The following is a 23459-nucleotide window of genomic DNA, read 5'->3' on the forward strand; positions in this document are numbered from 1 at the left end:
CGGATGCGAAACCTTCATTTCCGATCCGGGTATCTTCTTTGCATTGCCAATCTCTTTTTCGAAAAATTCCTGACATCAACTTTACTGAAAGCGTTGACAGCCTAACAACCTCCCGCTACACTAGATGATAACTTGATAAGTCCAACCGGGATTGTTACTGCAAACGCAGGCAAAACCTAAGTCGCAGCAGATCGAGACGCCGAGCGTAATTGCGAGTCTTGCCGATTTGCCGTGCCTTGGGTTTATTTGTGTTGAAAGGGGAAGCACCGTGAAAATAGCCAAGGTCATCAATAATAACGTCGTTAGCGTCTATCAGGCGGACGGCACCGAACTGGTCGTCATGGGCCGGGGCATCGCGTTCAAGAAAAAGCCGGGCGACCCGGTAGATGAACGCAATGTCCAAAAAGTCTTCGCCCTCAAAAACAAACAGACCTCCGACAACTTCAAAATGCTTTTGCGTGAAGTGCCGATCGAGCTGATTGTCATTGTCGAAGAAATCATCGTTCATGCCAAACAGACGCTGAGTCGCAAACTGAATGAAAATCTGTACGTATCGCTGACCGACCACGTGAACTTCGCCATCGAGCGGCATAACGAAGGCATCGAGATCAAGAACGCCTTGCTGTGGGAAGTGAAGCAGCTCTATAAGGACGAGTTCGGAATCGGCCTGCGAATGCTGGAGCAAATCCGCGTCAAAATGGGGCTGGAGCTTCCCGAAGACGAGGCCGCGTTCATCGCGATCCATATCGTCAACGCGGAGATGAACGAGGACGTCTCCACGACGATGAACATCACCAAATTCATGCAGCAGATCATCAACATCGTCAAATACCATTTTAAAACGGAATTCGACGAGGATTCGCTGAGCTACTTCCGCTTTATCACCCATCTGAAGTTTTTCGCGCAGCGGGTATTCAAAGGCACGCATTACGAAAATAACTACGATCATCTTTATGACGCAATTAAGGAAAAGCATCCCGAAGCCGCCCGCTGTACGGAAAAAATCCGCAATTTCGTGTTAAAAGAATATAATCACGAGCTAACCAACGAGGAAATGCTGTATCTGACCGTTCATCTGGAACGCGTAGTGAATCGTTAACCTAAGCACCATCCGAACGATTTGCGCGAAAAAAATAAAAAGAATCGCAATGTATGCGTTGACAAGTGGTTGAAAGCGTTATATCCTAAACACATCCAAACCGAATATCATCGATCGGGATTGTTACTGGTGATGCAGGCAAAACCTAAGTCGCGAAAAATAGCGGATTTTTTCTTTCTGCTCTTTTTCGAGGCTTAGGTTTTTTGTTTGTCAAAATCACCCAAAATGTTCATGTTAAGAAAATATTTGGAGGTGCAATTCATGAGTCAAGAAAAATTGGCGCGCGAAATCGTGCAGGGCGTCGGCGGCGAAAGCAACGTCGTTTCCCTGGTCCACTGCGCAACCCGGCTCCGCTTCACCCTGAAGGACAATGCCAAAGCCGACAAAGCCGCATTGGAAAAGCTGGACGGTATCATCACAGTGAAAGAAAGCGGCGGTCAGTTCCAGGTCGTCGTCGGCAACAAAGTTCCGGAAGTCTATGCCGCGATCGGCGAAGTCTCCGGTATTCTGAACGAATCGAAAGACGGCGAGAAGTCGAAAGACAAAGCATCGGCCGGCAAAAAAGGTTTCGGTGCCGTGATCGACGTCATCTCCAGTATCTTCGCTCCGCTGCTCGGCGTGATGGCCGGCGCGGGTATCCTGAAAGGTCTGCTGCTGATCGCGGACAACTTCGGTTGGCTGCCTAAAACCAGCTCGACCTACATTATCCTGTTCGGCGCGGCCGACAGCTTGTTCTACTTCCTGCCTATACTGCTCGCTGTTACGACAGCCCGCAAGTTCGGCGGTAATATCTTTACGGCCATGACCGTAGCCGGAGCCTTGCTGCTTCCTTCGGTCACTGCGCTCAACGGCGCCGAAACCGATGTTACCTTCTTCGGTATTCCGGTCGTCATGATGAGCTATTCTTCGACGGTCATTCCGATCATCCTGGCCGTTATCGTCATGAGCAAGCTGGAGAAGTTCTTCAACCGCGTGATCCATGAGAGCGTGAAAAACTTCCTGACTCCGATGATCTCGCTCGCGGTCATGGTTCCGCTGACCCTGCTGGTCTTCGGACCGTTCGGCGTCTATGTCGGCAACGGCATCGCCGATGCCCTGCTCGCTGCCTTCTCGTTCAGTCCGCTGATTGCAGGCGCCATCTTAGGCGCAGGCTGGCAGTTGCTCGTCATCTTCGGCGTTCACTGGGGTCTGGTTCCGGTGTTCATCAACAACATCGCCGTTTACGGACGCGACGGCATCAAGCCGGCCGCTACCGCTTCTGTCTTCGCCCAAACCGGTGCCGCATTCGGCGTTATGTTGAAAACGAAAAACAAAAAACTCAAAACGCTGGCCGGCTCCGCTACCTTATCGGCGGTATTCGGCATCACCGAACCTGCCGTCTACGGCGTAACCTTGCCGCTTAAACGTCCGTTTATCGCAGGCATCATCGGCGGTGCGGTCGGCGGCGCGATTATCGGTCAAGGCGGTACGCAGGCTTTCGCTTCCGGCGCACCCGGCCTGCTGACCCTGCCGATCTTCTACGGCCCCGGCGGTCAAGGCTTCCCGGCTCTGATCATCGGTATCGTGGCTTCGTTCGTCATCTCGGCGACGCTGACTTACATCCTCGGCTTCAAAGACCCGGTTGAAGAAGGCGAAGGAGAAAAAGTTAAATCCGATGCTTCTTCTACGGGCAAAAGCATCACGACGCCAGCTTCGAGCAGCGCTCCGGCAACGGCAAGCGCAGCAGGCAGCGTCGGCGAGACAGCTCTTAGCCCGCTCAGCGGAACAGTTGTAGCTTTGGCAGATGTACCGGACCCGGCTTTCGCCGCTGAAGCAATGGGTAAAGGCGTTGCGATCGAGCCAAGCGTCGGTCGCGTCTTGGCTCCATTCGACGGTACCGTAACCGTTGCGTTTAAAAAGAAACATGCGCTGGCTGTCGTATCCGACACAGGCGCGGAAATTCTGGTGCATGTCGGCGTCGATACGGTCAAGCTGGACGGCGAGCATTTCACTTCGCATATCCAGGAAGGCGACCGGGTCAAAGCCGGACAGCTGCTGCTTGAATTCGATATCGAAAAGATCCGCGCTGCGGGGTATCCGACCGTTACGCCGGTAATCGTGACCAATACGTTCGACTATGCCGATGTGCTGCCGCTGCAGCAAGGCGAGGTACAGGCCGGGGACGAGTTGCTGGAGACGGTTCCGGGAAGCGACGCGGAATCGGACAAAGTTTCTTAAGCAAAAAACCTTCAATTTTGCAAAAGCCTCTTATGCTCCCTATAAGAGGCTTTTTGCGTTGTTATTCATTTGAATATAAATGATGAATTTCACTCCAAATCATGGTCTTCCAAGTACTCGAACACTTGCGCCAATAGTTTGATCAGATGCTCACTGTCTTCTTCGCCCAAATGATCGATCATGCCTTGAAACAGCGCCGTGTACTTCCTGTTCGCTTCGTCCGCGCACTCTTCGCCTCGCTGCGTAAGCGTCAACAGCGATATCCGTTGATCGCCGGAATGCTTGACGCGAGACACATAACCGTTTCGGATCAAATTATTGATCATTTGGGTCACGGTCGGCGAAGTAACTTTCAGCACCCGACTGATCTCGGACACGGTCGCTTGGCGATCCTGCGTTCCTTCTTTTCGGATTGCCAGCAAAACCCGTACTTCGCTCGCTTTCAATCCCCAGATCGTTTTTTTGTTCCAGCTCATTTTGGCCATGTTCGAAAACTGCTCGACTAATCGGTCTACGCTTGCTGCTTGATTTTCTTTCAATCGAAATCCCCCGCAACTTTTTTTGAATCCGACCCTGTAAATCGGAAATTTTGTGTTTATATAGAAATTGACGTATACTCATTTTAAATTAGGTTGGAAACCTACCTAATTATACTCATACACATGGAGGAATCGCAATGCTGCGTAAAAATAAACAATTCCCTGAACCGCCGGGCGAATATATCGTCGGCTTGAACGAAATGTCTTTTACCGATCCGACGCGTCAAGGTCTCTTCGACTTTGCGCCGGACGAATTCAGGGAAATTCCTATTCTGATCTTCTACCCGTCCGACAATGCGCAAAACCGCGAACCGTCGCTGTATTCTTTCAAAGAAGAAGCCGAATCGTTCAAAAAGGCAAGCAAAGGAATCGTATCCGCCAACAACCGATTCATGCCTATTCCCGCGTACCGCGATCTGCCCGTTTCCGAAAATCAAGAACGGTATCCGGTCGTCTTTTTCAACCACGGGTATTCCAGCCATATGATGCAAAACGTCGTTCTGTGCTGCGATTTAGCCAGTCAAGGATATATCGTCGTTTCTGTCGGCCACCCGTACGAAGCCAGCGCGATCCGGTATCCCGACGGTCGGATCGTGATGGCGGACGAATCGATCGGCAATGAATTCAAGCAAACGATGGCACGCAATCAGCCGACGTTCAAAACCATGAAAAAACAAAGTTACAGCGATGAAGAAATCGGGCCTGCCGCCGCACATTTTTTCGAAAATTTCAAATCCACGAAAGTATGGAAACATATCCGAATTTGGGCCGATGACAATATTTTTATCGCCGATATGCTGGAGCAGCTGAACGGACAAGCGTCGGGTTCCCTTTTCGCAGGCAAACTGGATCTGGAGCTCGGCTTCGGCATTACCGGCCATTCCTACGGAGGCTGCACGGCCAGCCAAGTCTGTCTCGACGATCCCCGGTTTGTTTGCGGAGTCAATATCGACGCGCCCACTTACGGCGAGTATTGGGATCGGGATTTGCAAAAGCCGTTCATGATTTTGGGCAGCGAACTGATGGACCTGCTGGCGCGGCCTAATTTTCTGGCGAATTCGAACGACGCGTATTTCATCATCGTCGAAAACACGCAGCATATGGACTTTACCGACATGATCTTCTACGCGCCGCAGCTCAAGCTGCTGAAATTGCTCGGCAAACGCGACAAGACGCTGCTGCGGAACGTTCTGTCGTCGTATCATCTTGCTTTTTTCAAGCGGTATTTGCGAAGAAAAGAAAATGCCGATATGGACAACCTGAAGTTTGAAGGCGTACGCGTGCGCAGCAAAAAAGCGGCGAATCCGTTCCGAAACCACCCGACATCGGTTTCCGAAATATAAGCATCGGAAAAGCCGCTTCTTATGACAGAAGCGGCTTTGACGTTCAGCGGGATGCATCCCGATCAATTCGTCGCGCGCGATAAGCCGGACTTTATTGGAGCTTGCCAGCTGCTTGGCCTTGCTCTGTCTTTTTGCCATGCTTGTTTTATTGCTTCGACGCATTCTGCGTATCCATGCCCCGCCTGAACTCGTCGGCGGGGACGGGGCGTCCGAACAGGTAACCTTGCACTTCGTCGCAGCCGTTTTCTTTGAGGAAAGCGAGCTGTTCCTCGTTCTCCACGCCTTCCGCGATCACGGTGATTCTGAGGTTGTGCGCCATCGAGATGATGGCTTTGACGATATCGCGGTCGCCCAGATCGGTCTCGACGTCCTGGACGAAAGAACGGTCTACTTTGAGGCGGCTGATCGGCAGCCTTTTCAAGTAATTCAACGAGCTATAGCCGGTCCCAAAATCGTCGATCGAAATATGGACGCCCAGATCGCGAAGCTGTCGCATTTTCTCCGAAGCGGATTCCACGTCCATCGTCATCCCTTCCGTGATTTCCAACTCCAGAAATTGCGGCGGATAGCCGGTCTCGTCCAAAACGCTGCGGATCAACTCGACCAGATTGCGCTGCCGGAATTGCCTCGGAGACAAATTGATCCCCATGATAAAAGGTTCGTATCCTTCATCGATCCAGTGCTTGCCCTGCCTGCACGCCGTTCGAAGCACCCACTCCCCGATGGGAATAATCAAACCCGTTTCTTCGGCCAACGGGATGAAGTCGGCCGGAGAGACCCATTCGCTGCTGCCCCGATGCCAGCGGAGCAGCGCCTCCGCTCCGATCCGCTGCTCCGGAAACAGCGAAATTTGCGGCTGATAATACAGATGCAATTCGTTTTTCTCCAAGGATTTGCGCAGGTCGTTCTCCAACAGGATTCTTGCCCCGGTCTTCGTCTCGTCTTCCGCATCGTACACGGCATAGGTATCTTTGCCGGCTTCTTTGGCTTTGTACATGGCGGCATCCGCATGCTGCAGCAGCGCGGCCGCGTTATTGCCATGCTCCGGATAGATGCTGATCCCGACGCTCGGCGTGACGAACAATTCATAGCCGCCGACTTCGAACGGTTCGGCGAACGCGTCGAGAATCCGTTGGGCCGTAGCTCCGGCTTCCGACGCTCGCCAATCCTCCGTCAAAATCGTGAACTCGTCGCCGCCGTGACGCGCGATGAACGCCTCGGCGTCCAGCGAACTTTTCAACCGTGCGGCGATTTGCGCGAGCAACGCGTCGCCCGCGCCGTGTCCCAGCGAATCATTGACTGTCTTGAACCGATCCAGATCCACGTACAGAATCGATAATTTGTCGCCGCTCCGCAAAGCTTCGGCGATCGAACGACTCAGCTTTTCCTGAAAAGAACGACGGTTCGGCAAACCTGTCAAGCTGTCATGATACGCCATTCGGTAGATCAATGAAGCGGAACGGTCCTGCTCGATCGCCAATCGGGCCAAATACCCGGTTTTGCGAATCAGCTCCATCTCTTTTTCCGTCGGCAGCCGCTTCACTTCGTAATACATCGCGAAAGTGCCCAAAATCTCGCCTTCCCCATCGATTAGCGGAAGCGACCAGCCTGCGCGAAGACCGTTCCGAAGAGCGATATCCCGGTAAAGCTCCCAAAGTTCGCTATGCTCGATATCCTCGACGATCACGATTTCTTTTCTTGACACCGACGCGCCGCACGAACCGCCCCGTTCGCCGACCTTGACGCCTTCTACCTCGTTCATATAATCGTCCGGCAAACTTGGGGCAGCAAGATTGGACAACGTGCGGCTTTTTTTGTTATAGCGATGAATCGAGCATTTGGCTCCCGTCTGGTATTCCGCCATATGCAGCAGCTTGTCCAGCGTTTCCTCGAGCGGGGTGGATTTGGCGATCATTTCAAGCACTTTGTTTTGGGCATCCAATATGCGGACCGATTGCTCCTGTTCCGTGATGTCCCGGGAAATGCCGAGCAACCCCGCGACTTCGCCGTTTTTCAAGATCGGTACGATGGTCGCGTTGACCGTGACCAGCCCGCCCGTTTTCGAGCGGAATGAAAATTCCAGCGTTCCCGTACGTTTTTCCGCAAAAGCGGCTTGAAAGCCGGCTTTCGATTTCGGCACGTCCGCGGGAAGCAGAAAACGATTGAAATCCGAATACCGAAGCTCTTCCCGACTGTAGCCGCTCATTTTTTCGCCGCTGGGATTGATATCCATGATACTGCCTTCGGCATCCAGCAGAAAAACGGCGTCGGTACTGAAGGTGTACAACGAGCGGTAAATGTTTTGCTCTTCCGCAAGCAGCGGAAAAGCGGCGGCTTGACCGTCGTTTGCAGAATATTCCGAGAGCGGCTTTTCCGAGCGGCCGGAATCGTCTTGGTTCTGCATATGCGGAAATTGTCCTTTTTTCTCCGATTCGTCCATGGCTGATCATCTACCCTTTCGCGTTCCTTCTTATCTCAAAGTACCTTAATTCGCGGTCGCTGTAACAAAAGATGGATCGAAATACTTAATTTTATCTCAGCAGGCGTACGAATACCAGAATTAATGAAGCAAAAATCCGCAAACGCGCCAAAAAACCGGAAATGTCCCCGACGGACGATTCCGGTTCTCGCTGATGCCCTGTTCGTGTTCCTGCTCTACGCATCCGACCTCGGAGCGTTCAAGCCTACTTTTTTCAACAGTTCGATCAACTGCTCTTTTTCTTGCCGGGACAACACGGAAAATTGGTCCGAGATCGCTTCGACATGCTTGGGAAAAATTTCGTCGAATCGGGCTTTTCCCTCTGCCGTCAATTCTACTTTGGATTCCCGTCCGTCTTCCGGATTCTGCCGGCGAACGACCAACTTCTGCTTCTCCAGCTTGTTGATCACGTACGTGATGCTGCCGCTCGGAATCGAAAATTTTTCGCTTATTTTTTGAACGGGGTGCGGCCCTTTGCTGTATAGCAGTTCCAAAATGCGAAAACTGTCCAGACTCAACTTATAGCTTTTGATTTCTTTTACGATATTGTTGCCGAGCACTTCGGACGATTTGCCCCAAATCCGAAAGAGTCGAAGATCCAACTGCGTGTTCTCCTGATTGGTATCGATGAAAAGTCCTCCCCGAGAACCGGCCGGCTGCCAGTTATCCGAATAGTTGCTGCATATGAATCAATAAGACGACGGCGCCGAGTACCAGCAAAATGAACGGCATCATCATATTCTTCATTGTGTCCTTAATTTTGATATGCGTCAATAAGGCTCCGATCATGGTAGCTACGACCAACAGCGCGCCCCAAGCGGCTAACGTTCCGTTCCAGATCCCCGCGATCAGAAGAACTGCGGCGCCGACTTCGACCAATCCCGAAAAAACGCGGAACCAAGCCGGATAGCCGTAGGTTTGAAAATTGTCGACCATTTGTTTGGAGCCGAACTTCATCATTCCGAACATAATAAAACCGATACCCAACAAAATTTGCAAAACGATAGAAAGAATAGCCATGAGTAGTAACCCCTCTTTTTTTGATTTACCCTACATTTAGGATGAATTAATCCTAACATTAGGATTTTAGGTTTGTCAATTCATTTTTCTTTACTTTTTTGAGCCCAATCAGATTGACGAATGATAATCCTAATGTTAGGCTATTTTCAGATTAAATATTTTTTATTCTTTTTTAAAAAGGAGTCCGCCCATGAATACTTATTCTTCTGATATGGAATTCGGCATCAGTACCTTTTTGGAGGCCAATCCAAGAACGTCTTCAACAACTCATGCCGAGCGAATCCGACAATCGATCGACGAAATTGTGCTTGCCGAGCAGGCAGGCTTGGATGTCTACGCGATCGGAGAGCATCATCGGATCGAATACGCCAGTTCCGCCCCGGCGGTCATTTTGGCCGCGGGTGCCGCAAAAACAAGCAAGATCCGTTTGTCGAGCGCCGTAACCGTATTGTCTTCGGCAGATCCGGTACGCGTGTATCAGGATTTCGCCACCGTCGACGCAATATCGAACGGCCGCGCCGAAATCATGGCCGGGCGCGGATCGTTTATCGAATCGTTCCCCCTATTCGGTTACGACTTGGATCATTACCATGAACTGTTCGAGCAAAAGCTGGATCTGATGCTGCGCATCCGCGATTCGGAGAAAGTGACTTGGGAAGGCAAACATCGGCCGGCTATCCATGATTTGGGTGTCTATCCGCGTTCCGAACAAAACCCTTTGCCCGTCTGGATCGGAACAGGCGGCAGTCCTGAATCCGCCGTCCGCGCGGGAGTCTTGGGACTGCCTGTATGCTTTGCGATTATCGGCGGCATGCCGGAACGCTTCGCGTCGCTGGTCAAAATGTACAAAGAAGCCGGTATTCGCGCGGGACATGACCCGTCGAAGCTTCAGGTGTCGGTGCATTCGCACGGCTTTATCGGGGAAAACGACGCGGAGGTCGCGGATCGGTATTTCCCGGCCACGGTCGATATCGTCAATACGATCAGTAAGGAAAGAGGCTTTTCGGCTTACAACCGGCAGTCGTTCGAAGCTTCCCGAAGCCTCCGCGGCGCTTTTTATGTCGGCGATCCCGAATATGTGGCAGAGAAAATCGTGCTTCTGCGCAAAAATCTGGGACTGACGCGTTTCTTGATGCATGTCGACGTATCCGCTCTGCCGCACAGCGACGTGATGCGCACAATCGAGCTGTTCGGAACGAAAGTCGTCCCGATCGTGCAAAAAGAGTTGGCTCGTATAGAAGGAAGCCGGAGCTAAATGATCATGCCGAGCGCTTAAGCCTCTTTTTCGATTTTGATTCGATAATCAATCATGCCAAAGACTCTTCTCCAGCCAGCAGCCGAAGAAGAGTCTTTGATGTGCCTTTATGTTTTGTCCGTAAACCGTTTAATCGGAAACCGAACTTTTCGCCAAAATAGCGACTCCGTATGCCGGCAGATCAAGCTCGCCTTCCGTAATCGAAGCGCCGAGCAGATCCGTATAATCTTCTTTTACTGTGATGCGCGCGGAATCGGCTCCGTAATTCAGCAGGAAGACGCGCTCCGATCCGTCATCCGCCTCGCGAATGCCGACTTCGACTTGCTCGGGCGCTTGCAGCCATGCGGAAGTCGGCGAGTTCAGTGCAAGCAAATTCAAAAGGTTTTCGACTGCTTCGTCGCTGAATGCCGCTCCGTAATACCAAGCTTCGCCCGATCCGTGCTTGCGTCTCGTCAATGCCGGACTGCCTGCGTAATAATCGCTTGCATATTCGGCCAATACTTCGACCGCGGGATCTTCCACTTGCAAAATATCGTTGAAGGCTTCGGCAAACGTCTCCGGGGATTCTCCGTGCGAAGTCGTCCAACGCAGTGCCGGCGCTTTTACCGTTCCCTTGATCAGCGTAAAGTCCTCTACCGTGATTCCGCACAGCTCCGCAACGGGTCCCGGGAACGGCTGCATCCGGCAATGTCCGTGAATATTCTTGTAGCCGGTCCGTGCGCCGAAGATCAGTTTGCCGCCGCGTTCGACATAAGTCTTCAGCAGTTCGGCCGTTTCTTCAGTCAAAATAGCCGCATGCGGATACACCAGCACCTGATACCGAAGCAGCTTGTCCAAGTCCGCGCCGACCGCCGACAACGAGACGCAATCGACCGGGATATGCCGATACTGAAGTCTTTTGAACCAGGCATTGGTGCTGCGTGCGGTCAACGGTCCGTGCCAGACATCGAACTCCCCGTCCCAGTCGTTGTCGTAATCGCGCAGAATCGCGATATTCGCTTTGTACGTCGTGCCCGCGATCATGTCCCCGATCTGCGCAAACTCGCGTCCCACCTGCTCCGCTTCGCGCACTCTGCGATTCGGCCGGTTGTGGTAATCGTTCAATCCGTGCCAATAGATTTCCGTGCCGACCGTAGCCGTGCGCCAGCGAAAATACAGCACCAAATCCGCTCCGTGCAGCACCGACTGGTACGTCCACAACCGCATCTGTCCCGGACGCGGCGACGGCATATCGATCCGATTCACCCAACCGCCCGGCCCCGCCTGCTGCTCCATGATGCAAAAGTTCGGCGAAATATCGCGCGCGGCGCTCAGATTCAGACTCCATTTCCGATCCAACAGCGGATTTTCGTCAGCACTCGGGAAAATGGTCGAAAACTGCGGATACGAGTCGTAGGAGAAAAAGTCCAGCAGCTCATCCGTCAGCGCATGGCTGTCCAAATGACCGAACAAACCGTTGGTCGTGATCCAATGGTTCGGCGCGACTTCGCGCAAAATATCGGCCTGAATGCGAGCGAATTCGATCACGCTATCCGAAATAAATCGCTTTTCGTCCAGAGCCAGATGCGGGTTCGGCGAATCGGCAACCGTGGGGCGCGGCAAATGAACCTGCTCCCACTCCGTATAAGTTTGGCTCCAAACGACGGTTCCCCAAGCTCTGTTAAGCGCATCCAACGTTCCGTATTTGCGTTTTGCCCATTCGCGGAACGCAGCATGATCGGCTTCGGCATAGAAGACATTGGTCTCGCAGTTGAATTCATTGTCGAGCTGCCAACCGATGATTGCCGGATGATCTTTGAAATGCTCAGCCATTTCCCGGGTAATGATTGCGCAGAATTCACGATATTTCGGGCTGTTGTAGTTGTAATGACGTCTCATTCCGTGCCGATACAACGTTCCGTCGGCTGCCGCGTTCAATACTTCCGGGTAGTTATGCGTCAACCAAGCCGGCGGCGTCGCGGTTGGCGTTCCCATAATCACTTGAAGGCCGTAACGATGCGCGGCACTCAACGCCCGATCAAACAGTTCGAATTCAAACACGCCCTCTTCCGGTTCGAATAATGCCCAAGCGAATTCTCCGATCCGAATCGTGGAAATGTTCATGTCCCGCATCCGTTTGAAATCGTCTTCCCATAGTTCTTCGGACCAATGTTCCGGGTAATAACAGACGCCTAATTGCAGCGTGTCGAGCTTGATCGATTTCGCTATCATGCGCAGTCCTCCGTTTTTTCCGCGTACGGGAATTCTTCTGTTTTTCCGGACCAAAAAGGCCCTCCGTACTTTTGATTGTAAACGGATTCCGGGAAACCCGATATAACGATTTCTTGCGCATATATCATTTTTTTGCGATTATCTAGTCTGCTTTATCTTGTTTTGATGATACAATTAATCAGCTGCATATCAATCATTTCTTATGACGGGAGGTCATTTCATGCAGGAGCATATTTTTTTCCCTGCGCCTTCTTTGACGCATTTGCTGTGTTATCCGGACTTTATCGGAGGTTATGGCGACCATCCGGCGCATGCCGTCGACCGTCCGGCCCGAAGCGGCGATCTTCAGCTTGATCGGCTGTACAATCTGCATATCGTGCGCAGCGGAAAAGGAACCGTGACTTCCGCCGGACGCGCGTTCCAACTCGGCGCGGGCAGCGGATTTTTATACGGACCGGGCACCGCGCAGCGTTACGCTTCCGATTTCGCGGAACCGTGGGATATTCGTTGGATTCACTTTTCGTGCGCGGTCGCGGATCGGCTGCTCGGCAATCGCGGACTGGGCGAGGTGTGGATGTTCGGACTGCCGGACGAGACGCGCGTGCATGACTGCATGGAAAGATTGCTTACGATCGGACGAGCCTCCGATTTCGGAAAAGAAGCCGAAATTTCCGCGCTCTTGTACGAGCTGCTGGCGAACCTGGTACACGAAGCTTCGCCGCTGGCTTTGCCCCGCGATCCGTCGATCCCCGGTATTTATGCCGCGGCCGATCGGATTCGCAGCCGGTGCACGGACCCCGAACTTTCGATCGCCGAGATCGCGGTTTCCAGCGGCTACAGTCCGCCGTACTTCAGCCGCAAGTTTCATCAGTTGATAGGCCGAACGGCAAGCGTCTATTTGTTGGAAGCCCGCGTGCTTCGCGCCAAACAGCTTTTGGTGTCCACCGACCTCACGGTGAAGGACATCGCGCTTGCCTCGGGCTTTTCTCAAAGCAGTTATTTCATTCAATGTTTTCGAAAAGTAGAAAGAATGACGCCGGAGCAGTTTCGGACGAGCAGACGGGCATAAAACTTTTTTTGCCTGCTGCTCGTTTTTTGATTTCAGATTGACAGTTCCCGTCCATATCGACTATGATCCTATAGAATGACAGTAAGTACTGACAGTCATTACATTCGATACAGAATCGAGGAACTTCCATGTCTACCGCTCCGTCTTCCCTTCCGAAAAACGGGAATGCGCTCATGCGCATCCTCGTGTTCACTTTGATTTTATCCGTGATGAACGGAACGATGTTTAACGTCGCGCTCCCCGTCATCAGCCTGGAGTTTGCGCTCTCTCCTTCGCAGGTCAGTTGGATCGTCACCGGATATCTGATCGTGTATGCGATCGGAACCGTGACGTTCGGCAAACTTTCCGAGAAATACAGCCTGAAAAGCTTGCTGACATCAGGGCTTTGTTTCCTTGTCTTCGGGTCGTTGATCGGGCTGATCGCGGGTTCGTACGGGATGATTATCGTCGCGCGAATTCTGCAGGCTGTCGGCGCTTCCGTCATTCCTGCGGTGGCCATGATCATTCCGGTTCGCTACTTTGCTCCTGAGAAGCGCGGTCGCGCTCTAGGCACGATGGCCGTCGGCATCTCGCTCGGTTCGGCGATCGGACCGATCACGGCCGGATTCGTCACCAGCGCATGGAGTTGGCAGGTGCTGTTCGCGATTCCGGTATTGTCGCTGCTGACGCTTCCCTTTTACCGCAAATATCTGGACGATGCGAAAGGTTCCGGCAAAAAGATCGACCTGCTCGGCGGCTTGCTGCTTGCGGGAACCGTAGCGTCCATGCTGCTGGCGTTAAGCAATCTGCAAATTCGGTATGTCGGAATCGGGACCGTGCTGTTGATTTTGTTCGTTTGGCGTATCCGCTCCGCAGCCGAACCTTTTATCGCGCCGGCGATCTTCCGGAACCGCGCGTATTCGTCCAGCCTGCTGCTTGCCTTTTTCATGATGGCGATCAGCTCCGGCATCCCCTTCATCGCGCCTCAGCTTCTGGCCGGCGTGTACGCATTCTCGCCCGTGATGATCGGAGCCGCGATGCTTCCGTCGGCGCTTATTACCGCATTTCTCGGACGCCGGGGCGGCAAGCTTGCGGATGAAAAAGGCAATGCGGCTTTGCTCTACGTCGCTTCGACCCTGCTGATCACGGGCTTCCTATGCTTGTCGTCCGCAGTAGGATTCTCGCCGATCTGGATTGCCGTCTTCCTGATCTTCGGCGTTCTCGGTCAATCCTATATGCAAATTACGTTATCGAACACTGTGTCCCGGGCCCTGGCTCCGGAACAGGTCGGCACGGGAATGGGCTTGTTGTCCATGTCCAACTTCATCGCGATGGCCGCCGTTACGGCCGTGACCGGGAAGGTGCTGGATCTGGGAACCACGACCGTTCGACTCAACCCGATTCCGCCCGGCGGCGCAGGATTGCTGCACAGCAATATCCTGATCATGCTTGCGTTTTTGACGGTCGGAATGACGGTTTTTTATCGGATTTTCTTCGATAATGCCGCGCGGCGCAAGGCTTGAGCGATCATTGACAACCTATGCGGGATCGTATATCATCATCCAGATGACGCTCCGGTCCGCATGGATATCGGAGCGTACCCGTGATGAGGTGAATGAATGAACGAGGATCGAAAAGACAGCAATCGTGACAAGATGATGCGGATCGCGATCGATCTGATCGCAAGCAGAGGGTATAAAAGCGTCACGACGCTCGAAATCGCGACGGCTGCGGGCTTGAGCGAGAAAACGTTGTTCCGCAATTTCGGCAGCAAGCAGAACCTGCTCGAAGCGGCATTCGGCCGTTTTCATTATAAGGAAGAAATGAGCCGGATCTTCAGCGAAAGATTGGTCGGAGAACTGCACGCGGATCTTCTGCTGATCAGCCGTAATTACCATGAGATCATGAACCGCAACCGCAAGATGATCCTGATCGGACTCAAGGAAGCGGAAAACCTTCCCGGTTTTCTGGAAAACACGTCCGAACACCCCCGTCAGCTCATGGCTTTTCTGACGGAATATTTCAAGCGCATGAGTGTCGAAGGCAAACTGATCGAAACGAATGCGGAACTTCAAGCCTTTTCTTTCATCTCTACGAATTACGGAATTTTTCTCAGCGACTTGGTCGAAGGAAGCCGCTTCCCGGGCTTGTCTCTGGATGCCGTGATCGAGGAGAGCGTTCGGACGTTCGTGCGCGCGCTGACCCCGTAGACGCGTCAAGGCAATGCCTGTACGTTAAGATTTAAAATAGTCTCCCTGTTCCATTTCTTCGCTTAAGCTCCGCTCCTCGGGCTTCCAGCCCATCTGTTCCCGCGTTTGTTCGGAAGAAACCGGATTATCCGCCGCCGCGAAAGACGACAGCCAGCCGAAGTACGCTCCGGCTTGCGCCGGCTGCAGCGATCGGACCGGTTTGCCGGTATTTCTGCCGATGCTGTCGGCGATCTGCTTGAACGGCAGGCCCGATTCTGCGACGGCATGAAACCGCGAACCGGATTCGCCTTGTTCGACAGCCAAAGCGAACAGCTTCGCGGCGTCCGATCGGTGCACGGCGGCCCAGCGATTCATGCCGTCGCCGATATAAGAAGCCTCGTTTTTCGATCGGGCGATCCGGATCAACGAAGGCAATAGACCGCCCCGGTCGCCCGTTCCGTACACGATCGGCGGCAAACGGACCAGCGACGCGGATAGTCCGCGTCCGGCAAGCTCGAACAAGGTCCGTTCGGACGCGACCCGACCTCCTCCGACCGACCCGGGATCTCCCGCGTCGCTTTCTTCTCCCACCGCTCCCGCTTTCAACGTCATCGTGGGTATCGCGATGACGATCTTTCCGCTTTTTCGCGTCAATCCTGCGCCCAAGGCGCGGATCGCTCGGCCCTCCGCCCCGACCGCTTCCCCCATGAATCGCGCGGAAATATTGCCCGGGCTTCCTCCGAGCAGTATGCGCGTTTTCGCCGAGAATCCGGCCTGCGAAAATTTATGAAAAAAAGCCGTATGAACGACCGCGTCCATTTCTTTCGCCGCGTCTCGCAGCAGGTCCTCGCGTTCGATCGATCCCCGGATCGCCCTAGCTCCGGCCTTCTCCAACTGCTCGGCCGCTTCTTTCGACCTCACCAGTCCCACCGTTTCATGCCCGCGTTCTTGAAGCTCCCGCACAATCGCGGAACCGACGAATCCGTTCGCTCCCGTTACCAACACCTTCATTTTTCCATCTCCTTCGATTTGTCGATCCCGACGCCTTTTTCGGATCGTATTTTCGGCTTGTGCTCAGTATATACGGTTCGCTCGAACGATCTTTGACTGTTTTGCGCCGTTTTTTGCCCGATCCGACGAAGATGCGGATAAGCCGAACAACCCGCAAAGCCTGAAGCTGCGGGTTGAAGGGGATACAGGTTTCCGGAAGCCGGGAACGACGGACATCGAGCCCGTTACAAGTTTGCCTTGTTCGCGTTCGCCTGCATACCGGAGGATAATTCGACTTGTTTCCATTTGGCGATATCGCGGCTCGGCGGACTGCCGAACAACCGACGATAATCGCGGCTGAACTGCGCGTCGCTGATATAACCGACCAGCCGGCAGGCCGTCGTCGCGTCGTATTCGCCTGCCAACATCAAACGGCGCGCTTCCTGAAGACGCAGCTCTTTTTGATACTGAAGCGGGCTTATCGACGTGACGGATTTGAACTGTGCCCGGAACGACGATTCGCTGAGATGCGCGCGCTGCGCCAAGTCTGCCATTTTCAACGGTTCGGCAAAATGCTGCTGAAGCCAGGCAATCGCTTCGGCGATGCGCCGAACGTTCGATTCCGCCAGTGCCGTTTCCGCCACATGGACGCCGATCGGGCTGCGCAGCAGGCGAACGAAAATTTCGTCCATCGCGAGCGAAGCCAACAAGCCGTCGTCCTGCCGGTCGTCCAGGCAGGCGACCAAGCGCGATATCGCGGCGATCAGTTCCGGCTGCGATTCCAGCACGTATTTGGCGCGATACGATTTCGCTTTGGGCAGTCCGTTAGGAAAAACCCGGGGAATCAGCGCGGCGATTTTTTGCGGATTCAGATACACGCCGACGCCCAAAAAAGGCTCTGTCGGGCTGGCCTGAATCGTATGCATCCGTACGGGGATCGCGACGGGCACCACGATGACCTTCGAACCGCCGTATTCCGTTTCCTCTTCGCCGACTTTGACGGTTTTTTTGCCCTGCGCGACCATCCCTACCGTCGGCCAATACATCGTATACGAATAATCGGAAGGCTCGATCCGCGAATAACGGTTCAGGTACAAGCCATGAATCGACGATTCGCCCGTTCCGTCCGTATGGATATGGGAAGCAATCAGAGAAGCCAGACGTTTCGTTTCCGCTTCGGCCCGCATGCGCTGTTCGTTCGAAAAAGTTTCGTCTTGTTCATCAATCATGTTGACCCGCACCTCCGCTTGACCGCTTCATCATGATAAGCATTGCAAAAAGCCTGTCGGTCGGCGACAGGCTATGCGTTCAAATGCTTTGACTCAGTTCCAACTGAGCATCCAGTTCTCTAACGATTTCTTCATACACTTCGGGACCGGTGCTTTGCCACACGATCGAATCCTGCCTCAAGAAACTGAGCACGCGTTCTCCGCTTTCTTTAAACTGCTTCAGCAGTTCCCCGTCCAGCTTCAAATGAGTCGTTTCTTGCAAAATGATCGTATACTGTTCGCAAATCTCGGCCTGGTCGAGCGTTTGTCCGGGCGTCAAAGGCAGCCATTCATAAGCGCCGCTTTCCACGATCTCGGACGACCCTTCAATATAAGTCATCGAAGATTCTTTCATGAAAGCTTTAATCAAAATCAAAATGGCTTGCAGCTTGTTTCTTAATATTTCTTTGTCGCTCATTACAGGGTCCCCTTGTACCATAAGATCGAAGCGCCCCATCGCCCTCATCCATGTACGACTTAATTTTATAAAAATTCGTCAGATCGTTCAATAGTAAGCAAATAAAATTTTCTTCATTGTAAAATAAAGTAACGCTCACGTTTTTAAAACTTTTTTCAGTAACGGATCGAGTATTTTACGAATCCAAAAAGCCGTAACGGTTGTCCCGGTCCAGGAACTTCGGCTATTTTAAATATATTGATCGGTGATCATATAAGTTCGAGTAGACATAGGGCTTCTTAGACCGAACTTTTCCCAAATTGCAGGGTCGTCTGACCCTTCGATCTTTGTAAACATCTCTGCCGATGCTTTAGAAATTTGATCCGGAATCTGTTGATAAGCCCCGGTAATCTGCTTAAAAAATTCGTCGATGGGATTTCGGCTGACCAATCCGTCCAGGTGAATGCTTTCGCGAAGATAAGCCGTATACGCCAAATGCTCTGCCCAGAACTGATCAATGAAAAAAAGGCGGATACGCTGCTCTGCCGGACTCATTGTCTGTGTGTCTTTTAATACCCGAAGACGCTCCTGGTACAAAATACGCCGCTGATCTTCTACCATATCCGAGTAGGCATTCAATTCGAGCTGAATATCGAAGTTTTGGCCCATGATCACACGCTGGACATGAGTGATTTTGTCACGAAGAATCGGCTCAGTCAATTCTTGATCCTGCTTGGATATGCGAGCAGCCTTCTGACCGAGACCGAAGCGCACTAACAACTCATCCTCCAGACTGATAAAAAATACGGAGGTTCCCGGATCTCCCTGACGTCCTGAACGTCCGCGAAGCTGGTCGTCGATCCGCACGCTTTCATGCACGCAGGTGCCGACCACGTACAGCCCTCCCAATTCGGCTACCTTTTTCGCTTGCACCGGATCGCCGCCGCCGAGCCGAATATCGACACCTCGTCCTGCCATATTCGTTGATACCGTAACAGCCCCGACCTCTCCGGCTTTTGCGACAATCGCGGCTTCCTCGGCATCGTTTTTCGCATTAAGCACATGACAAGAGACATTCGAGGTTTGCAGTGCTTTTGCCAATTGATCGGACTCTTCCACGCTTGACGTCCCGATCAGAATCGGTCGACCTGCGGTATGGATCGACGAGATCTCTTGGACCAAGGCTTGAAGCTTAGTTTCCTTGTGCGTGTATATGCGATGCGGATGATCAATTCGGATGTTCGGCCGATTCGGCGGAATGCGAACAACCTGTAAATGATAAATTTCTTCGAAGTCCGTAGCGGAAACATGTGCGGTAGCGGTCATTCCGCAGATTTTCGGATATAGGCTTATAAAATGCTGGAAGGTGATTGTACCTAATATTTTCCCTCTTGCTGCCGGCTTCAATCCTTCTTTCGCAAAGAGCGCCGCTTGAAGCCCGTCGGGCAAATATCGGTTCTCGGCGATACGCCCGGTATGCTCCTCGATCAGTTCGATCTTACCGTCGCGCACGATGTAATCGACGTCTTTTTTGAGCAGAACTTCGACATGCAGCGCGCAGTTGAGCGACGTCAACGTTTCTGTATGCTGAAGATCGTATAAGCTTCCGCAGTCCAGCAAAGACTCTGCCTTGGCAGCCCCTATTTCATTCAGATAGACATTGCGTCCGAATTCATCGAACTCGTAATCTTCCCCTGCCTTGAGCTGCCGAGCGACTTCCGCAAAACGAATTCCGATCTCGTCGCTTGCATCCCGTTCTCCGGTAATGACCAATGGAACCCGTGCTTCATCGAGCAGCAGCGAGTCAGCTTCGTCCACGACGACATAATGAAAAGGACGCTGCACCATATCCGATTCAGCAAGTGCGAGGGTATCGCGTAAGTAATCGAATCCCGCCTCTTTGGCGGTAACATAGGTGATATCCTGCGCGTAGGCTTCCTTTTTCGCGGCAAAACTCGCTCCCGCTTGCACCGAGCCTACGGTTAAGCCAAGAAATTGATAGATCGGTCCCATCCACTTCGCATCCCGATCGGCCAGATAGTCGTTGAACGTTAATATATGGACGCCTTCACCTGTCAGAGCATTGAGGAAGGCTGGCATAACAGCAGAAAGCGTTTTGCCTTCACCTGTATCTTGTTCGATAAGATAACGTTTATGCAGAGCAATCGCGGCAATGATCTGCACGTCATAAGGCTTCAAGCCAAGTATCCGTTTCGCCGCTTCACAGACCAAAGCATAAGCGTCTATAAGCAATTCGCTTAAAGGCATGCCGGACTTAGCTTGCCGTTGCAGCTGACGCGACTCTGCTTGGAGCTCAGCATCGCTCCATGTGCTTAAGTTACGTTCACGGATTTTCTTCACTCGGTCGCGATAAGCATTCAATTGGTTTTGCGCATCTCGGTCTTTGAACTTTCGCATCAAATCGACAGACGGACTCATCGGAATCAGGTCCTTTCAAGTTGGATACCATTCCCTCGCTACAGCTGAACTGAAATTGTTTATCAACATTCCGTTCAGCTCCTCTATAGGGTATAGTTTACACTTTAGAAATGAATATTGAAAATGAAGGAACGTCCAAAAGACCCCTAAAGAGATCCTTAAGGGGTCAAGAAAAACAGTTTACCGAAAATTTTCTGCAGCACTCAAGCTTTTCAAACGAATAGGAATTCCTTTGCTCGGCGACGTCTGCAATAGCAGGTCATCCCGCATTCAGACCTTGATTTTACGCCCTTTCCAACTGACGGAGTGAAAAACGTTCACCCGTATGAAGGAATAAAGATAGATCCCGATGAAAAACGCGAACCATACCGGATACACAACAAAAATCGCTTTTTTGAAGTTTCCGACCCGTCCGGCAAACCATGCGGTCTGAACGGCATACAACACGTACAAGATCCCGCTGAGCAGGATAGCGATAAGGTTCTGCTCGACGAGGGAAGACACCAACGCTCCTACTGTCGTAAAACTGCCGGTAATCCAGAAAATGACCATGAGCATCACAAGGGGATGCGTCGACTTGGAGCCGACGGCAAAGCTTTTGCACCATCCCTCGATCAAGCTGCCTACGCCTTCCGGATACATGCGCAGCGAGATGATGCCTTTGCCGCCCAGGCAGCGAACGGGAAGATCCTGTTCGAGAAACGCTTCGCCCAGCGCCAGATCGTCCATGATCGCGCCTTCGATTTTTTGATGCCCGCCGGACAAAAAATAATCGTCGCGATCGCATAAAATGCACGGGCCGAACGAACCGGCGGTTTTGAACTTCGAGCCCCGGATCGTGAACAGGTTCATCCCGACCACCACGATGATGTTGAAGATGACGGAAATATGCTCATACAACCGTTCTACCGTATGAAAAGGTTGCAGCGCCGTAATGCCTCGGGCTCCCTTTTCGCGATAAAACTCCAGCAGATTGCTCAACCCGTCTTCGCTGTCGAATTTCGTATCCGCGTCCAAAAATAACAGCCATTTTCCCCGGGCCTGTCCGGCGCCGTACCAGCAGGCCGACGATTTGCCCGATCCGTCGTTGCGCAATACTTGAGCGCCGTAGCTTTGAGCGACGGCGACCGTCCCGTCCGACGAATCGTCGTCGACCACCAGAATCTCGAACGACTTGAACCGCTGCTGCTTCAACGATTGCAGCAAAGGCACGATTCGGTTTTCTTCGTTTCTGGCCGGAATGATGATGGACAGAAACGGCAGGTCGGTCTTGCTCCGGGAAGAAGAACGAGGCACCGGCAGCGACCAGAACATAAGAACGCCGATGGCCATTCCCGCGAATCCGATGACCAGCCTGACGATTTCCAACGTCGTCATGCGATCAACCCCTTTCTCCGCGTACGCGCGCGGCGTTTTTTATCCTTGCCCACTTTTTTATTTTACCGAATAATCGAACGGTTCGCCCGTATCGTCCTGGATCAATTCCTGCGCGGCGATTTTGGCGGACAGAAGCACGATCGGAACGCCGGCTCCCGGATGCGTGCTGCTCCCGGTAAAGTACAAATTTTCGCAGTGGCTTGCTTTGCTCTGCGGACGGTAATGGTTGCTTTGCTTCAATATAGGCTGTAAGCCGAACGCCGCTCCGTTATGCGCATTGAATTTCTTCTCGAAATCCAGCGGCGTAATATGCGTTTCGGTCACGATCTCGTTTTCGACATTTTCGAAACCGCGGATTTTTTTCAATTCGCTCAAGATGTACCCGCGGTAATAAGCAACCGTTTCCTCGTTCCATTCATAATCGGATTCGGCCGCGTTCGATACGGGCATCAGGATATACAACCCGTCTTTTCCTTCAGGCGCCATGGACGCATCCGCTTTGGAAGCGATGTACACGTAAAACGAAGCGTTCGTCAGTTTTTTTCCGTCGAAAATATCTTTCAGGTTGCGGTCGAGGTCCTCGTTGAAAATGAAATTATGCACATGGTCGGTTTCTTCGTACTTTCGGTCCATGCCGAGGTACAACAGGAAGCAAGAACACGAATACTGCATGCTGTCCACTTTCTCGTCGGTAAATTTCCCTTTGGCCGGCTTGTCTTGGACCAGCTGCTTGATCGCATAAGGAAAATCCGCGTTGCACAGGACAAAATCGGAAAAGACGTTTTGTCCGTCCACGACGATCCCTTCCGCCTTTTGATTTCGGATTGCGATCTGCTGAACGTCCTTGCCGTAATGGATAGTGCCTCCGAGCTCTTTGAACAGTCTTTCCATCGACAACGCCATCGTATACATGCCGCCTTTGATAAACCATACGCCGTATAAAAATTGCAGCATGGGAATCATCGTATAAAAAGACGGACTGGTCAGAGGAGAAATGCCGATATACAACGTTTGAAAGCTGATCATTTGCCTTAGCCTTTTATTCTTGATATATCGGCCGACGAACTTATCCGCGGTATCGTACGGCTTCAGCTTCAACGCTTTTTTCAGCATCGGGAGATTATAAAAATCGCTTCTTTTGCGGAAAGGCCGGGACAGAATGTGATGCTTGGCGATCATGAATTTTTGATAAATGTCGTGCATGTATTGAAAAAAGCCCGCCGCGTCTTGCTCGCTGATCGATTCGATTGTTGAGGTCAGCTTGGTCATGTCGGAGGAAATATCGAAAGGCCGGTCGGGAATATCGCTGAAATAAGCGCGATAGATCGGGTCCAACTTTTGCATGGGAATATAATCGTCCGGATCGCGTCCGCATACTTCGAATATTTCCCGGTAGATCTCCGGCATCATCACGATGCTCGGTCCCAGATCGAACGTATATCCTCCCTCCAGTTCGATACGGTTCATTTTGCCTCCGGGCGTCGATCCTTTTTCGTAGATTTCCACCTGATAGCCCGCCGTTTGAAGCCTGATGGCAGAGGCAAGCCCCGCCACTCCGCTTCCGATAACGATTACTTTTTTGCTCATG

Annotated in this window: 17 protein-coding genes and 1 pseudogene; 7 read left to right on the plus strand and 11 right to left on the minus strand. The window is 52.3% G+C overall.

The genetic code is table 11. The features are described from left to right. The first annotated feature begins 268 nt into the window (after positions 1 to 268). Together licT and SACSAC_RS03550 are read left to right on the plus strand one after the other, a co-directional pair. Positions 269 to 1099: a BglG family transcription antiterminator LicT gene (gene licT, locus SACSAC_RS03545; RefSeq protein WP_037283552.1), complete on the plus strand. Its 831-nt coding sequence runs from the start codon at positions 269 to 271 to the stop codon at positions 1097 to 1099. A gap of 261 nt (positions 1100 to 1360) precedes the next feature. Continuing rightward, positions 1361 to 3316, plus strand: coding sequence for a beta-glucoside-specific PTS transporter subunit IIABC (locus SACSAC_RS03550; protein ID WP_037283553.1), 1956 nt, complete (start codon positions 1361 to 1363; stop codon positions 3314 to 3316). 89 nt (positions 3317 to 3405) lie between these two features. Here the strand turns inward: SACSAC_RS03550 and SACSAC_RS03555 are convergent, their stop codons facing one another. Beyond that, positions 3406 to 3855, minus strand: coding sequence for a MarR family winged helix-turn-helix transcriptional regulator (locus tag SACSAC_RS03555; protein ID WP_037283556.1), 450 nt, complete (start codon positions 3853 to 3855; stop codon positions 3406 to 3408). A gap of 137 nt (positions 3856 to 3992) precedes the next feature. Here SACSAC_RS03555 and SACSAC_RS03560 point away from each other — a divergent pair, with 137 nt between their 5' ends. Then, entirely contained in the window at positions 3993 to 5198 is a 1206-nt protein-coding gene (locus SACSAC_RS03560) for an alpha/beta hydrolase family protein (protein ID WP_037283558.1), read from the plus strand. A gap of 145 nt (positions 5199 to 5343) precedes the next feature. Here SACSAC_RS03560 and SACSAC_RS03565 read toward each other — a convergent pair whose 3' ends face one another. From SACSAC_RS03565 to SACSAC_RS03575, 3 genes are all read right to left on the minus strand, one after another. Further along, a complete protein-coding gene (locus SACSAC_RS03565) occupies positions 5344 to 7638 on the minus strand; it encodes a sensor domain-containing protein (RefSeq protein WP_051506830.1) in 2295 nt (764 codons plus the stop codon). 215 nt (positions 7639 to 7853) lie between these two features. Further along, positions 7854 to 8279, minus strand: a complete 426-nt coding sequence (locus tag SACSAC_RS03570; protein ID WP_245608571.1) for a MarR family winged helix-turn-helix transcriptional regulator — start codon at positions 8277 to 8279, stop codon at positions 7854 to 7856. Positions 8280 to 8340: 61 nt separating this feature from the next. Beyond that, positions 8341 to 8697 (minus strand): DoxX family protein, encoded by a 357-nt coding sequence (locus SACSAC_RS03575; RefSeq protein ID WP_037283565.1) that lies wholly within the window; start codon positions 8695 to 8697, stop codon positions 8341 to 8343. Positions 8698 to 8908: 211 nt separating this feature from the next. Here SACSAC_RS03575 and SACSAC_RS03580 point away from each other — a divergent pair, with 211 nt between their 5' ends. Next, positions 8909 to 9952 (plus strand): LLM class flavin-dependent oxidoreductase, encoded by a 1044-nt coding sequence (locus SACSAC_RS03580; RefSeq protein WP_037291922.1) that lies wholly within the window; start codon positions 8909 to 8911, stop codon positions 9950 to 9952. 129 nt (positions 9953 to 10081) lie between these two features. Here SACSAC_RS03580 and SACSAC_RS03585 read toward each other — a convergent pair whose 3' ends face one another. Next, positions 10082 to 12160: a beta-galactosidase gene (locus tag SACSAC_RS03585; protein WP_037291924.1), complete on the minus strand. Its 2079-nt coding sequence runs from the start codon at positions 12158 to 12160 to the stop codon at positions 10082 to 10084. 223 nt (positions 12161 to 12383) lie between these two features. Here SACSAC_RS03585 and SACSAC_RS03590 point away from each other — a divergent pair, with 223 nt between their 5' ends. From SACSAC_RS03590 to SACSAC_RS03600, 3 genes are all read left to right on the plus strand, one after another. After that, positions 12384 to 13232, plus strand: a complete 849-nt coding sequence (locus tag SACSAC_RS03590; protein ID WP_037283568.1) for a helix-turn-helix transcriptional regulator — start codon at positions 12384 to 12386, stop codon at positions 13230 to 13232. A 128-nt stretch (positions 13233 to 13360) separates the two neighbouring features. Continuing rightward, positions 13361 to 14734, plus strand: coding sequence for an MFS transporter (locus tag SACSAC_RS03595; RefSeq protein ID WP_037283571.1), 1374 nt, complete (start codon positions 13361 to 13363; stop codon positions 14732 to 14734). A 96-nt stretch (positions 14735 to 14830) separates the two neighbouring features. Beyond that, the gene (locus SACSAC_RS03600) at positions 14831 to 15421 is read left to right on the plus strand and encodes a TetR/AcrR family transcriptional regulator (RefSeq protein WP_037283574.1); all 591 of its coding nucleotides are present in this window, start codon (positions 14831 to 14833) and stop codon (positions 15419 to 15421) included. A 24-nt stretch (positions 15422 to 15445) separates the two neighbouring features. Here the strand turns inward: SACSAC_RS03600 and SACSAC_RS03605 are convergent, their stop codons facing one another. From SACSAC_RS03605 to SACSAC_RS03630, 6 genes and pseudogenes are all read right to left on the minus strand, one after another. Beyond that, positions 15446 to 16411, minus strand: a complete 966-nt coding sequence (locus SACSAC_RS03605) for an SDR family oxidoreductase (protein WP_037283575.1) — start codon at positions 16409 to 16411, stop codon at positions 15446 to 15448. 224 nt (positions 16412 to 16635) lie between these two features. Further along, on the minus strand, positions 16636 to 17619 hold the full coding sequence (locus SACSAC_RS03610; RefSeq protein ID WP_037283578.1) for an AraC family transcriptional regulator: 984 nt from the start codon (positions 17617 to 17619) through the stop codon (positions 16636 to 16638). A gap of 79 nt (positions 17620 to 17698) precedes the next feature. Next, positions 17699 to 18076 (minus strand): hypothetical protein, encoded by a 378-nt coding sequence (locus tag SACSAC_RS03615; protein WP_037283581.1) that lies wholly within the window; start codon positions 18074 to 18076, stop codon positions 17699 to 17701. A 135-nt stretch (positions 18077 to 18211) separates the two neighbouring features. Then, positions 18212 to 20494: pseudogene (locus SACSAC_RS03620) on the minus strand (preprotein translocase subunit SecA). 270 nt (positions 20495 to 20764) lie between these two features. After that, positions 20765 to 21871, minus strand: a complete 1107-nt coding sequence (locus SACSAC_RS03625; protein ID WP_037283584.1) for a glycosyltransferase family 2 protein — start codon at positions 21869 to 21871, stop codon at positions 20765 to 20767. Positions 21872 to 21928: 57 nt separating this feature from the next. Beyond that, complete coding sequence (locus SACSAC_RS03630; protein ID WP_037283588.1) at positions 21929 to 23458, minus strand: phytoene desaturase family protein; 1530 nt, start codon at positions 23456 to 23458, stop codon at positions 21929 to 21931. Position 23459 lies beyond the last annotated feature (1 nt).

Source organism: Saccharibacillus sacchari DSM 19268 (genome assembly GCF_000585395.1).
GTDB lineage: Bacteria > Bacillota > Bacilli > Paenibacillales > Paenibacillaceae > Saccharibacillus > Saccharibacillus sacchari.